This is a genomic window from Vibrio sp. Y20_XG_PY13 (genome assembly GCF_024181925.1).
Lineage (GTDB): Bacteria > Pseudomonadota > Gammaproteobacteria > Enterobacterales > Vibrionaceae > Vibrio > Vibrio parahaemolyticus.
On sequence record NZ_JAMZAL010000004.1, the window covers coordinates 309,260 to 322,071 of the forward strand.

Genomic DNA, 12,812 nt, shown 5'->3' on the forward strand with positions numbered 1-12,812 from the left:
TTATGACGTTTGTTTTTCTAAACTAGAAGTACACGTTAGCCCACCAAGAACTTGTCCAAGTGCGCCACCAAGCAAGATCTGCTGAGTTTGTCTTATTAAGACAAACAGCAACTTTCGCTTTTTGGTTCTGGTTAAATTCTTGTAACATAGTGAGCCTTAAATTACGTGCTTTGTATTTGCGTACTAGTTAACTAGTGCGAGAGTAAAAAGTCAACCCCAAAACAGCATTAAAACGACAAAAATATGAGAATTGATTTACATAGTCACACCACGGCGTCCGATGGTCGATTAGAACCGAAAGATTTAGTGGATAGGGCACTGGGTTTTGATATCGAGGTTTTGGCGATTACAGATCACGACACGGTTGACGGTTTAGCGCGTGCCAAACAATACGTTGAAGAGAACGACTTGCCGATAAAAATCATTAACGGTATTGAAATATCAACCGTTTGGCAGAATAAAGATATCCATATCGTTGGTTTGAATATTGATCCTGAAAATCCTGCATTAGCGGCATTGATTGAGCAACAAAAGCAACATCGTGTGGCTCGTTCTGAGCTGATCGCTTCTCGTCTGCAAAAGGCCACTCGTGAAGGGGTGTTAGAAGAAGTTCAGCAACTGGCTGGTGACGCGCCGATTACCCGAGCTCACTTTGCTAAGTGGTTAGTTGATAATGGTTATGCGAAAACTATGCAAATGGTGTTCAAAAAGTATCTCACTCGCAATAACCCGGGTTATGTACCGCCAAATTGGTGTTCAATGAAAGAGGCTGTCGATGCTATCCATGCCGCTGGTGGTAAAGCGGTATTGGCGCATCCGGGCAGATATCAGTTGACAGCAAAGTGGATTAAGCGTCTTCTAGCTGCGTTTGTTGAGGCTAACGGAGATGCAATGGAAGTTGCTCAACCGCAGCAAGCACAACAAGAAAGACGCAACTTGGCTGATTATGCTATACAATACAAACTATTAGCCTCTCAAGGCAGCGATTTTCACTATCCATCTCCTTGGATGGAATTAGGCAGAAACCTGTGGTTACCTGCAGGTGTTGAACCCGTTTGGAAAGATTGGGGCATCGATCCTTCGTTGGATGTATCCAAGTAACGTCAAGACGTTAGTTTCAGCGAGAATGACTTGGGTATAGTGCTCAACAAGACGGCATTCAAGCTCCACAAAAATATAGAGCCGAGAGGCTCGATAATGAGGAATTACAATGAGCCAGTTTTTTTACGTTCATCCAGAAAACCCACAGGCTCGCTTGATCAATCAAGCAGTAGCAATCATTCGTAATGGCGGTGTCGTGGTTTACCCGACAGATTCAGGGTATGCACTTGGTTGCCAATTGGAGAACAAACAAGCGCTAGAGCGCATTTGTCAGATCCGTCGCTTAGATGATAAGCACAACTTCACGTTGTTGTGTCGCGATTTGTCAGAAATTTCTCTGTATGCGCGCGTGGACAACGGAGCATTTCGACTACTGAAAAACAACACTCCTGGTCCTTACACGTTCATCTTCAAAGGTACGAAGGAAGTTCCTCGTCGCTTGATGAATGCGAAACGTAAGACTATCGGTATTCGTGTGCCAAATAACCAAATCGCATTGGATCTTCTCGAAGCACTGGGTGAGCCATTGATGTCAACGTCATTGATTCTGCCTGGTAGCGATGTGACAGAGTCTGATCCGGAAGATATCCGCGACAAACTTGAACATGCAGTTGATGTGATCCTGAATGGTGGTTACTTAGGTGAGCAACCTACTACAGTGATTGACTTCAGCGAAGGTGAGCCAGAAGTGGTGCGAATTGGTTCTGGCGATCCATCACCATTCGAATAAGTTGAAATACCAACATAAACAAAAGGAGGCTATCAGCCTCCTTTTTCATTATTTATACTTGAGCAGTGTTTACGCCGAGTAAAGATGGCTTATGCGAATTCGAAAATGTCGATACCGTGGTGTTCAGCATAGTTTATGTAAGCTGAATTAACGCCATTTAGCGTGACTTCTACGTTGTATTCTTCGTTAGAGAATACTGCCCAACCACATTCGTTGTAGCTAAGGGTCAGATCATCCGCCGAATCTAAGAAAGTATCGCGAATGCCATCACCATCTGTATCTTTACCCAAATCAAAGACCAGTTTGTCGTGGAAGATATTAAAGTCGAGAACATCGGCTTCTATCTCAATATCATTGGAGGATACCGGTTGATCAGGAACGCCAATCGCCAGACGGTTGGTAAAGACAAATGTGTCGTCACCACAGCCCCCGCTCAACACTGACTCGCCATCGCCGACCACAAGCGTATCGTTACCCCAGCCCCCACTGAGGAAGTTGTTGCCTGAATAGTCGAAAATAACATCATCACCGCATCCACCGAACAATGAATCATTACCTAGACCACCTGAGATGAAGTCATTCCCAAAACCGCCAGAAATAAAATCGTTGCCACGACCGCCTAGCAGAGTGTCGTCTCCCCAGCCGCCAAAAATATAATCATTGCCGCCGTAACCTACAAACTTATCGTTACCGCCAAATCCGAAAAAGATGTCGGTGGTTTCAGAGCCTTTTGTTCCTGTTAAATCGTCATCTCCGGATGTGCCAAAAATCCAATTTAGGTCAAGATTTGTCTTAGACATTTTTTATTCCTTTTATCTGATTACCATAGCCAGCAAGCTAAATAGGTTATTGTTGTTATAACCCTGACAATTTTATCAGCTGAGACCGTTTGAAAGAGGATAGGAACGACCCATAATAGTTCGATTCTGCATGGGAATATCTCATACTTAGTAGGACAAAAGTTGGGCCGAGAGTTTGTCTTGAACGGTAAATTGTGGGCGGAGAATTGGCAGGATTTCACTTACATTAAATGCAAGAATCGCGTATAATGACCGACCGAAAAAATCCCATCTACATGGGTAACTTGCACAATGAAGGCCAATTCTGGTCTCGACGTCTGTGAAGACGACACATAGGTAGATAAATGAGCGAAAAGTTACAAAAAGTATTAGCACGTGCTGGACACGGTTCTCGTCGTGAGATCGAATCGTTAATTAAATCCGGACGCGTAAGCGTGAACGGTGTGGTCGCTAAACTTGGTGAAAGACTGGAAGATGAGAGCAGTGTAGTTCGTATCGATGGTCACATTGTATCTGCAAAGGTTCAAGAAGAAGTGATCTGTCGTGTACTTGCGTACTACAAGCCTGAGGGTGAGCTGTGTACTCGTCATGACCCAGAAGGCCGTCGCACGGTTTTCGACCGTCTGCCAAAAATTCGTGGCTCTCGTTGGATCTCTGTTGGTCGTTTGGATGCAAACACGTCTGGTCTGCTACTTTTCACTACTGATGGTGAATTAGCAAACCGTCTAATGCACCCAAGTCGCCAAGTTGAGCGTGAATACCTAGTGCGTGTGTTTGGTGAAGTAACCGAACAAAAAGTTCGTAATCTAGTAAAAGGGGTTGAACTGGAAGACGGTTTAGCTCGCTTTGAAGACGTTGTCTACGCAGGTGGTGAAGGTATGAACCACACTTTCTACGTAGTGATCAACGAAGGTCGTAACCGTGAAGTTCGTCGTCTATGGGAATCTCAAGAGTGTACCGTTAGCCGTCTGAAACGTGTTCGTTACGGTGATATCTTCCTAGACAAAAAACTGCCTCGTGGCGGTTGGATGGAACTGGATCTGAAAGAAGTAAACTACCTGCGTGAGCTTGTAGAACTTCGCCCAGAGAAAGAAACCATGCTAGATTTGAGCAAGGATAATACGTCACGTAAGCGTGAACGTGCTCGCAGCCAAAAAATCCGCCGCGCGGTTAAGCGCCATGAAGAACGTGTAAGCACGTCTAAAGGTCGCAGCAACAATCCTGCTCGTCGTAAGCCAAAGAAAAATGCTGGCGAACAAGGTGCACGCAACAAGCATCGTTAATCGAGAGCGAAAAACGAAAATCAGAAAGGCTTGCCAATTGGCAGGCCTTTTTCTTATACGCAAAAAGGCCAGTTTTCTATCTTCGGTGATGTTTGAAGATAAAAAAACACCAGCACTAGGCTGGTGTTTTTATTCGTAAGAGAAGGAGCGTTAGTCGCGCTTCCAAAGCATATGGCAGAACTTATGTTCTGGGTCTCGGCTGATTAGCATACGAGCGAATACGTCATCAAGTACGTCATTTTCTTCGTTTACTAGGCCGATTCTAACTTCTGCATACACTTCTTTGTCGACCTCAAAGCCCACATGTTCAACCCAGTCTTCACCAGTTTCAACAAGTTCTGCGGCACCGCGATCTTCAAATTGAGCAGTAAACAGAATGACATCAGCTGGCTCTAGATTGTCTGGAGCCATTTCAAGGAAGATGTCGTACGCTGCGTCGATAACGTCGTCGTAAGAAATCAAATCAGACATGCTTATGCTCGGCTCATGTATTTACGTTCAGCAGTGTTGATAACTACACGGTCACCAGTTGCGATGTATTCTGGAACTTGAACCACTAGACCTGAAGCAAAACGCGCAGGTTTAGTACGAGCAGAAGCTGAAGCGCCTTTGATTGAAGGGTCAGTTTCTTCGATGACTAGTTCAACAGAAGAAGGCAGTTCAAGACCTACAGCAGAACCGTCCACAAGGATAATGTGAATACCTTGCGTGTCTTCGTTGATGAACAACATGTCGTCTTCAACTTCATTGTGTTTGAATGTGTACTGTGAGTAGTCTTCGTTATCCATAAAGATATGCTCATCGCCGTCAGCGTATGAGTACACAACTGCTCGTTTGTTCATCTCAACTGTTTCTACAACGTCATCAGACTTGTAACGCTCGTCTACGCGTGCGCCAGTTGTTAGATCTGTACAACGCATTTTGTAGATTTTAGCGCCGCCACGACCGCCAGGAGTCGTTACTTCGATGTCTTTAACTAGAAGAGTTTTACCATTAGACTCGATTGCGAAGCCCTTTTTGATTTCACTTGCCTTTGGCATTGTATATTCCTATTCATACTTATTAAGCAAAACTCGCTGATTATAGCGCTAAGTTTGTTGTGTGGCACCAAAATTCATCGTGATTGTTGAATCAAGATTAAACGTTTGATTAGGCTTGATTCCGAATTGGGGCTAGGGGATCATAAGCGAATCTTACTGACAAACTTTGAGCGCGCTTTTTAATCCATGTCTCTTCCAGTTATCGATCCTAAACAACCTTTTCAACCAGAGTTTGCTCCTTTAATCAAAGAAGTGTTGATGTGCCTAAAAGGCGGTCTAGGGCAAAATCTTCACAGCGTTTATGTGTACGGAAGTGTTGCGCGAAAAACGGCAGTAGCAGGAAAGTCTAACCTAGATTTAGTTGTGGTGACAAAGTCGACGTTTGAGAACAACCGAGCGACGTTGCTCAATACTATAAAGTGGCGAGCTCAGCAAAATCACCCGCAAGTCAAGGGAGTGGCGATAAGAACGGCACTTGTTAGCGAAGTTGCCAATCTTGATAGCATTTTTACTTGGGGCTTTATGCTCAAGCACTGCTGTGTTTGTGTGCATGGCGATGACTTGGCTGATTGTTTTGGCGATTATGTGCCGAGTTGGGAAATTGCCAAGCACTGGAATATGGATGTTGAAGAATGGCTAGCGGTGTATCGAGCTAAGATTGTTCAGGCGACAAGCCTTGAGGAGCAAGTTCGTGCGCAGGTAGTCATCGCTAAAAAGTTATTAAGAGCTTCTTACTCTTTGGTGATGTATCGCGATAAGCGCTGGTTTGATGATCCAATAGAATGTGGTGAAGTGTTTTTGCAATATCATCCCGAGAAAAAACTGGAGATTGACCGCCTCTGCATATTGTTATCTGGAAGGCCAATTCCCAAGCGTTCGGTCATTGGCCTAATTGATGCTTTCGGTGGCTGGCTCGTGAAGCAGTATCAAAAGACTGAGTTTCGTATTGGTTAGAACAGTCCCATCTGTGGTGCTGAGAGGGTTTCAAAGTCTGTGCCGATAAATGGCAGAATCGCATCTGCAACAGGCTTTAGCTGTTTGTCGATGTAGTGCTGGTAGTCGATAGGACTGTTACGGTATTCATGAGGCTCAGGGCCATTTAGGGTAATCAAATACTCTATGCGCCCACGATTTTGATACTGTAAAGGTCGGCCAAGCTTGGCATTAATGTCGTCGGCCAAACGTGCTGCACGCACTTGAGGTGGGATGTTTTTTTGGTACTCATGCAGCTTTCGGCGTAGTCGCTTTTGATAAACCAATTGGTCATCAAACTCCCCATTATTGGTTTTTTCTACTACTTCACGCACATAGTCACTCGGGTCTTCGCCGTGAAATACCATTCGATAGAGCGTGTTTTGGAATTTTTGCGCTAATGGCGTCCAGTCGGTACGCGCACTTTCTAGCCCTTTGAATACAATCCGCTCTTGTTCTCCCTCACCAATTAAACCCGCATAACGTTTTTTCGAGCCCGTTTCCGAGCCACGAATAGTTGGCATCAGAAACTTGCGGTAGTGAGTTTCATATTCAATTTCAAGCATTGAAGTGAGGTTGTACTCAGCGCGAAGATGCTCTTGCCACCAAGAGTTTATATATTCAACCAAGTGATTGCCGACTTCATCCGCTTCCGCTTGGCTGTATGAACCATTCAAAGAGACAAATGTTGAGTCTGTGTCTCCATAAATTACTTGATAGCCTTTGTTTTCAATCAGCACTTTAGTTTGCTTCATGATTTCATGCCCACGCATGGTAATACTGGAAGCTAATCGAGTATCAAAGAAACGACATCCCGATGAGCCCAATACGCCATAAAACGAGTTCATGATGATTTTTATGGCTTGAGAAAAGGCTTTCTCGTTGTTTTTCTTCGCAACATCTCGTGCCGCCCAAAGCTTTTCGATCATCTCTGGCAAAAAGTGTTTCGAACGATGAAACTGACCACCACGAAAACCAGGCACGGCTTGATCGTCATCCTTACCAATGTCCAGTAATAAACCCTCGACCAAACCCATAGGGTCGATCAAGAAAGAGCGAATAATAGAGGGATATAGACTCTTAAAATCCAGCACTAAAACTGAGTCATAAAGGTTAGGGATTGAGTCCATTACGTAACCGCCGGGACTCGCAATCCAGTTTTCAGGGTGCAAATTGGGTGCGACGTAACCTGCTCGATGAATTTGTGGCAAATAAAGATTGGTGAACGCCGCGACTGAGCCTCCGACGCGATCCAACTCAACCCCCGTCAACCTCGACCGTTCAATAGCAAACGCGAGGAGATGAGTGTGTTCGAAGATTTTGTTTACCAGCACGCAGTCTTGCAGGTTGTATTTGGCAAGTGAAGGCTTATCGGAGCGATACATGCGATTGATTTCGTCCATACGGTCATGCACGTTATGGATCTCTTTGCCTTCACCGAGTAATTCTTGTGAAACCGATTCTAATGACCAAGACCGAAAGTGATAAGTCGCGGTTTTTAGTGTATCGATGCCATCGAGTACTACACGTCCGGGAATTGAGATAAACCCCTGTTGGCTTTGGGATGAGCTACGAAAGAAGCTTGGCTGATCGGCGCGACCCAACATCAACTTCATGTTGTGCCATTCCGCACGTTTATGAAGGAGACGAAAATCGAAGTCGATAACGTTCCAACCAACAATAACATCAGGATCGAACGACTTAAACCAAGCAATCAATGCTTCGAGTAGTGCTTTTTCATTTTGAACCCATTGAATATTTGTTTCAGCTGGTTCTGGTTCTCCAATCATAATGACTCGAGAGTCATGAGGGCTATCCAAACCGATGGAGTAAAGAATGCCTTTTTCTGAACACTCCAAGTCTAGCGAAACGACATGCAACTTAGGCTCATAGTCACCACTTCGACACTTTGCATTCTGGATACGATGAAAGCCATTTCGCGATTGCTGATGACCTGTAAACTCCACACTCCCTTTAATAAAGCGCTCCATTAGATAGCGGTCAGCGAGTCGTATATCGCCTTCGTAAGTCACGATATCTTGCTGTGAGAGCAGATCTTGTAATACGAGTGCTTCTTTGGTTACTTTCGTATAGCAAGCTGCGAGAGGGGTATGCTCGAACGTTTTCAGTTCAAGAGTTCGAATTTCAACTTGAATACTTTTCGATAACGCCAGGTTTTGGGTTTGTTCAATGTGTTCTTGAGCGATGAAGAACACGGGTTTCTCACCATTGATCAATAGTTGAGTCGGACCTGCTTCTGTCGCGAGCCACAACTCTATCTGAGTTTGGCCTTTGATGTCTCGTGCTTGGCGAGTAAGTAGGAAACCTTGTTGGATGTTCAAAAGAGAGAAACCTTATAAATTTTTCAAGTCGCCATTCTAACATTATGGACTGTAAAAATAACCAGTAATAGAAAATGGAATTAGATACTTCAGCATAGTTACTTCTGGCTTGTTTAATCGGAGGTTTTTAGCAATTACAAATGGCTTAAAAAAGGATTTCTAGTTAACGATTTCTGTATATTAAACCACCAGATCTGCCAGTTGTTTTCTCGTTTGCAAGTTAAGTGATTCTCATATATCGAGGTTATATGGATATAGATACTTGATTTGTTGGGGGTAATGTTGTTAATTAGTTTTTCCTAGATTTCGGCTCTGCACATCACGCTCTGAAATAATAGAGTGGTTTATGAATAAGTTCTTGCTAAAGTTTGCGTTTCAGCACATATTCATAGAAAGCAATTTTTTGCCAAATACGTTAGTATATAGGCAGTCATACTGATATCCACATTTAGTAAAGTTATGTGGGTGCAGAGCCAATAAAAAGTGTGGAGATACAAGTTTGATTAATGTTTTCCTTGTAGATGATCACGAGCTGGTTCGCACAGGGATACGACGTATTATTGAAGACGTCCGTGGAATGAACGTAGCAGGAGAAGCTGACAGCGGTGAAGATGCAGTTAAATGGTGTCGCAGTAATCATGCTGACGTCGTTTTAATGGACATGAACATGCCTGGGATTGGCGGCTTGGAAGCCACCAAGAAAATTCTTCGCGTGAATCCAGATGTGAAAATCATCGTACTAACCGTTCATACGGAAAATCCGTTTCCAACCAAAGTGATGCAGGCTGGTGCTTCTGGTTATTTAACCAAAGGTGCAGGGCCGGATGAAATGGTAAATGCAATTCGTGTGGTCAATAGTGGGCAGCGTTACATCTCTCCAGAGATAGCGCAGCAAATGGCATTGAGCCAGTTCTCACCAGCCTCTGAAAACCCATTTAAAGATTTGTCCGAACGTGAACTGCAAATCATGCTTATGATCACGAAAGGTCAGAAAGTAACGGATATTTCTGAGCAACTTAACTTAAGTCCAAAGACAGTCAACAGCTACCGCTATCGACTGTTTAGCAAGCTGGACATTAATGGTGACGTCGAGTTAACACACTTAGCGATTCGCCACGGAATGCTGGACACCGAGACCCTTTAGTGTGAATCCTCCTTTCGATTCGGCTTCCTTTCTCAAGACAGTAACTCATCAGCCCGGCGTGTACCGCATGTACAACGCCGATGCTGTTGTTATTTACGTCGGTAAAGCCAAAGATCTTCAAAAACGCCTTTCTAGTTACTTTCGCAAAAAAGTCGACAGTGAAAAAACACGCGCTTTGGTGAGCAATATTGCCAAAATAGATGTCACGGTGACGCATACCGAGACAGAAGCGCTGATTCTTGAACACAATTACATCAAGCAGTATTTACCGAAATACAACGTGCTTCTGCGTGATGATAAATCGTACCCTTATATATTCATTAGCGGTCATAAACATCCGAGATTGTCGATGCATCGTGGGGCCAAGAAGCGCAAAGGCGAGTATTTTGGTCCTTACCCTGACTCTGGGGCGGTACGAGAAACGCTGCACTTGCTGCAAAAAATATTTCCTGTTAGACAGTGTGAAGATACGGTTTACTCCAATCGAACGCGCCCTTGCTTGATGTATCAAATTGGTCGTTGCGCTGGCCCGTGTGTGAGCTCGATTATCTCAGATGAAGAGTATGCAGAGCTGGTGGGTTTCGTCCGTCTATTTCTGCAAGGTAAAGATCAGCAAGTACTGAAGCAGTTGATAGAGAAAATGGAGGTTGCAAGTCAGCAACTTCGGTTTGAAGACGCGGCAAAGTTTCGTGATCAGATACAAGCGATAAGACGAGTCCAAGAACAGCAATATGTATCGGAAGACAGCATGGATGATATGGATGTTCTGGGTTTTGCGCAAGAGAACGGCATTGCTTGCATCCACATATTGATGATTCGTCAGGGTAAAGTGTTAGGCAGTCGCAGTCATTTCCCTAAGATTCCTCAAAACACGAGCCAACAAGAGGTATTCGATAGCTTTTTGACTCAGTACTACCTGAGCCACAATGAGGCGCGAACAATCCCATCTCGAATAATACTGAACCAAGAGTTGGCCGACGATCTCGAACCCATTCAAAAAGCACTGAGTGAAGTCGCAGGGCGTAAGGTTCATTTCCATACTTCTCCGACTGGTGCGAGAGGGAGATATCTTAAGCTGTCTAATACCAATGCACTTACTGCCATCACGACAAAAATCAACCATAAGATGACGATCAACCAACGTTTCAAAGCACTTCGCGAGACGCTGGGAATGGAGTCTATTATGAGGATGGAGTGTTTTGATATTTCCCATACGATGGGCGAGAGCACTATCGCATCATGTGTGGTCTTCAACAACGAAGGTCCGGTAAAGCAAGAATACCGACGCTATAACATTACTGGAATCACGGGTGGTGATGATTATGCAGCGATGGGGCAGGCGTTAGAGCGGCGCTACTCAAAGCAGTTGGACGTAGAAAAAATCCCTGACATCATCTTTATTGATGGTGGTAAAGGTCAGTTAAATCGTGCGCATGAAATCATCGCCCAGTATTGGGGAGATTGGCCTAAGCGACCAATCATGATTGGTATTGCCAAAGGTGTAACACGTAAACCTGGCCTTGAAACCTTAATTACGGTTGATGGCGAAGAGTTCAACTTACCTAGTGACGCTCCAGCGCTACACTTGATTCAACATATTCGCGATGAGAGTCATAATCATGCGATTGCGGGTCACAGAGCGAAACGTGGTAAAACTCGACGTACAAGCGCGTTGGAGGGGATTGAAGGTGTTGGGCCAAAACGACGCCAAGCTTTATTGAAATACATGGGTGGATTGCAGGAACTTAAGCGTGCAAGTGTTGAAGAAATCGCCAAAGTACCGGGAATTAGTCACTCTTTAGCAGAAATTATTTTCCAAGCATTGAAACAATAAGGAAAATCCAGCAACATAAACACGCAATGTGTAAGAGAATAATAAAATGCGTTTGAATATCCCGAACATTCTGTCCCTTCTTAGACTGTTCTTAATCCCTGTATTCGTGGTTGTCTTCTATCTGCCTTATTCTTGGGCTCCCTTTGCGGCAGCAATGGTGTTCTGGGTTGCAGGTTTTACCGACTGGTTAGATGGCATGCTAGCTCGTAAACTTGGCCAAACTTCAAGGTTTGGTGCGTTTATCGATCCAGTCGCTGATAAAGTACTGGTTGCGACAGCGTTGATTTTGATTACAGAGCACTACCACACTATTTGGGTAACTATCCCTGCTGTAACCATGATTGCGCGAGAGATTATCATCTCTGCATTGCGTGAATGGATGGCTGAAATCGGTAAACGCGCAAGTGTCGCTGTATCCTGGGTTGGTAAAGTAAAAACAGTTTCTCAGATGTTTGCATTATGGGTTCTGATTTGGCGCTATGACGAATGGATGGTTTGGCTAGGCTTTGCCGCTCTGTACGTCGCTACATTCCTAACATATTGGTCGATGGTTCAGTATCTTGCAGCAGCAAAAGATGATTTGCTGAACGAAGAACATCACTAAACGAGATTAAGAAAGCAGGTCGCTATGCCTGCTTTTTTTGTGCATTTCGAATGACTTTCTAAAAATAGAAATGTGATCTTAATCTTGTTTTTTGTTCAGTCGGTGTTTGTTAGATTTGTAATTGTCCAATTATCTCTACTTGAAATGGCGAGAACCTACCCTAGCAGCGGGTGCTGAGTAGCCATAAACTCAAGATAAACAAGTGTAATTGGTCATGTTTTCGTGTTAAAACTAATCAATCCACAGTCTTTCGCACAAAATCTGGTCAAACGATTTAAAAAAATAAAAATAGTGTTGACTCGATCGCTCGAATCCGTAGAATGCATCCCGTACCCAAGAGAGCACGGCTTGAAAGGGTGGTGAAAAAAGCGATGCTTACTTCACAAATGAGGCGCCTTGGCAGAGTGGCTATGCAGCGGATTGCAAATCCGTGGACCTCGGTTCGACTCCGGGAGGCGCCTCCATTATTCTTTTGAGAGTGAATTGCTTTCGAGAATAAATGCGACACTAGCTCAGTTGGTAGAGCGCAACCTTGCCAAGGTTGAGGTCACGAGTTCGAACCTCGTGTGTCGCTCCAAATTATAGATATGGCGTTATGCGGTATCAGATGGTGTTTTACTTTTCTGTAAAGGCATCACAAAGAATATTTGTGTGCCCTGGTGGTGGAATTGGTAGACACAAGGGATTTAAAATCCCTCGACGTTCGCGTTGTGCCGGTTCAAGTCCGGCCCGGGGCACCATCTTAAATCTGCGACACTAGCTCAGTTGGTAGAGCGCAACCTTGCCAAGGTTGAGGTCACGAGTTCGAACCTCGTGTGTCGCTCCAGATTGATAAGCCCAGCTTTTTAGCTGGGCTTTTTCGTATTTGTTGTTTCTCAACAACTTCAAAAAGTAAGTCCGACTCTCGCCAAACAAATAAATGCAAATTCTAAGCTATCTGGGAAACCCGTTCTTTTAAATGC

At 44.3% G+C, this 12,812-nt stretch carries 12 protein-coding genes, 4 tRNA genes and 1 other annotated feature (1 of these 17 cut by a window edge); of the genes, 11 read left to right on the forward strand and 5 right to left on the reverse strand.

Translation table 11 applies throughout. From position 1 onward, the window contains the following. Nucleotides 1-76 (reverse strand) — a sequence feature (Trp leader region) (it extends 28 nt beyond the left edge of the window). After that, nucleotides 23-148 (reverse strand): trp operon leader peptide, encoded by a 126-nt coding sequence (locus NL646_RS12705; protein ID WP_005465085.1) that lies wholly within the window; start codon nucleotides 146-148, stop codon nucleotides 23-25. Its footprint overlaps the feature before it by 54 nt. A gap of 95 nt (nucleotides 149-243) precedes the next feature. Between NL646_RS12705 and NL646_RS12710 the strand changes: the two genes are divergently transcribed. Beyond that, nucleotides 244-1,101 (forward strand): PHP domain-containing protein, encoded by an 858-nt coding sequence (locus NL646_RS12710; RefSeq protein ID WP_005465084.1) that lies wholly within the window; start codon nucleotides 244-246, stop codon nucleotides 1,099-1,101. Between the two features lie 109 nt (nucleotides 1,102-1,210). Beyond that, complete coding sequence (locus NL646_RS12715) at nucleotides 1,211-1,831, forward strand: L-threonylcarbamoyladenylate synthase (RefSeq protein ID WP_005465083.1); 621 nt, start codon at nucleotides 1,211-1,213, stop codon at nucleotides 1,829-1,831. Between the two features lie 89 nt (nucleotides 1,832-1,920). On the opposite strand, the gene NL646_RS12720 is transcribed toward NL646_RS12715, so the two are convergent. Beyond that, nucleotides 1,921-2,631 carry a calcium-binding protein gene (locus NL646_RS12720; protein WP_015296975.1) on the reverse strand — a complete coding sequence of 237 codons (711 nt, stop codon included), beginning with the start codon at nucleotides 2,629-2,631 and terminating at the stop codon, nucleotides 1,921-1,923. A gap of 344 nt (nucleotides 2,632-2,975) precedes the next feature. On the opposite strand from NL646_RS12720, the gene rluB reads away from it, so the two are divergent. Further along, nucleotides 2,976-3,914 carry a 23S rRNA pseudouridine(2605) synthase RluB gene (rluB, locus tag NL646_RS12725; protein ID WP_005465081.1) on the forward strand — a complete coding sequence of 313 codons (939 nt, stop codon included), beginning with the start codon at nucleotides 2,976-2,978 and terminating at the stop codon, nucleotides 3,912-3,914. 150 nt (nucleotides 3,915-4,064) lie between these two features. Here rluB and NL646_RS12730 read toward each other — a convergent pair whose 3' ends face one another. Beyond that, complete coding sequence (locus NL646_RS12730; protein ID WP_005465080.1) at nucleotides 4,065-4,385, reverse strand: HI1450 family dsDNA-mimic protein; 321 nt, start codon at nucleotides 4,383-4,385, stop codon at nucleotides 4,065-4,067. 2 nt (nucleotides 4,386-4,387) lie between these two features. Beyond that, nucleotides 4,388-4,954, reverse strand: coding sequence for an elongation factor P-like protein YeiP (yeiP, locus tag NL646_RS12735; protein WP_005465079.1), 567 nt, complete (start codon nucleotides 4,952-4,954; stop codon nucleotides 4,388-4,390). A 186-nt stretch (nucleotides 4,955-5,140) separates the two neighbouring features. Here yeiP and NL646_RS12740 point away from each other — a divergent pair, with 186 nt between their 5' ends. Then, a complete protein-coding gene (locus NL646_RS12740; protein WP_005465078.1) occupies nucleotides 5,141-5,908 on the forward strand; it encodes a nucleotidyltransferase domain-containing protein in 768 nt (255 codons plus the stop codon). Here the strand turns inward: NL646_RS12740 and NL646_RS12745 are convergent. Then, nucleotides 5,905-8,268 (reverse strand): DNA polymerase II, encoded by a 2,364-nt coding sequence (locus tag NL646_RS12745; RefSeq protein ID WP_140252630.1) that lies wholly within the window; start codon nucleotides 8,266-8,268, stop codon nucleotides 5,905-5,907. The genes NL646_RS12740 and NL646_RS12745 overlap by 4 nt on opposite strands. 499 nt (nucleotides 8,269-8,767) lie before the next feature. Here NL646_RS12745 and uvrY point away from each other — a divergent pair, with 499 nt between their 5' ends. From uvrY to NL646_RS12780, 7 genes are all read left to right on the forward strand, one after another. Next, the gene (gene uvrY, locus NL646_RS12750) at nucleotides 8,768-9,412 is read left to right on the forward strand and encodes a UvrY/SirA/GacA family response regulator transcription factor (protein WP_005386783.1); all 645 of its coding nucleotides are present in this window, start codon (nucleotides 8,768-8,770) and stop codon (nucleotides 9,410-9,412) included. A 1-nt stretch (nucleotide 9,413) separates the two neighbouring features. Continuing rightward, nucleotides 9,414-11,246, forward strand: coding sequence for an excinuclease ABC subunit UvrC (gene uvrC / locus NL646_RS12755; protein WP_005494715.1), 1,833 nt, complete (start codon nucleotides 9,414-9,416; stop codon nucleotides 11,244-11,246). A gap of 46 nt (nucleotides 11,247-11,292) precedes the next feature. Then, a complete protein-coding gene (gene pgsA, locus NL646_RS12760; protein ID WP_005494716.1) occupies nucleotides 11,293-11,850 on the forward strand; it encodes a CDP-diacylglycerol--glycerol-3-phosphate 3-phosphatidyltransferase in 558 nt (185 codons plus the stop codon). 390 nt (nucleotides 11,851-12,240) lie between these two features. Then, nucleotides 12,241-12,314: transfer RNA gene (locus NL646_RS12765), tRNA-Cys, on the forward strand. Nucleotides 12,315-12,351: 37 nt separating this feature from the next. Continuing rightward, nucleotides 12,352-12,427 (forward strand) — tRNA-Gly (locus NL646_RS12770). Nucleotides 12,428-12,503: 76 nt separating this feature from the next. Continuing rightward, a tRNA-Leu gene (locus NL646_RS12775) sits at nucleotides 12,504-12,590 on the forward strand. Nucleotides 12,591-12,600: 10 nt separating this feature from the next. After that, nucleotides 12,601-12,676, forward strand: a tRNA-Gly gene (locus tag NL646_RS12780). Nucleotides 12,677-12,812 lie beyond the last annotated feature (136 nt).

Bases quoted from the DNA above. Each gene is read 5' to 3' on its own strand.
- NL646_RS12705 (WP_005465085.1), bottom strand. From the start codon at position 148: ATGTTACAAGAATTTAACCAGAACCAAAAAGCGAAAGTTGCTGTTTGT.
- NL646_RS12710 (WP_005465084.1), top strand. From the start codon at position 244: ATGAGAATTGATTTACATAGTCACACCACGGCGTCCGATGGTCGATTA.
- NL646_RS12715 (WP_005465083.1), top strand. From the start codon at position 1,211: ATGAGCCAGTTTTTTTACGTTCATCCAGAAAACCCACAGGCTCGCTTG.
- NL646_RS12720 (WP_015296975.1), bottom strand. From the start codon at position 2,631: ATGTCTAAGACAAATCTTGACCTAAATTGGATTTTTGGCACATCCGGA.
- rluB (WP_005465081.1), top strand. From the start codon at position 2,976: ATGAGCGAAAAGTTACAAAAAGTATTAGCACGTGCTGGACACGGTTCT.
- NL646_RS12730 (WP_005465080.1), bottom strand. From the start codon at position 4,385: ATGTCTGATTTGATTTCTTACGACGACGTTATCGACGCAGCGTACGAC.
- yeiP (WP_005465079.1), bottom strand. From the start codon at position 4,954: ATGCCAAAGGCAAGTGAAATCAAAAAGGGCTTCGCAATCGAGTCTAAT.
- NL646_RS12740 (WP_005465078.1), top strand. From the start codon at position 5,141: ATGTCTCTTCCAGTTATCGATCCTAAACAACCTTTTCAACCAGAGTTT.
- pgsA (WP_005494716.1), top strand. From the start codon at position 11,293: ATGCGTTTGAATATCCCGAACATTCTGTCCCTTCTTAGACTGTTCTTA.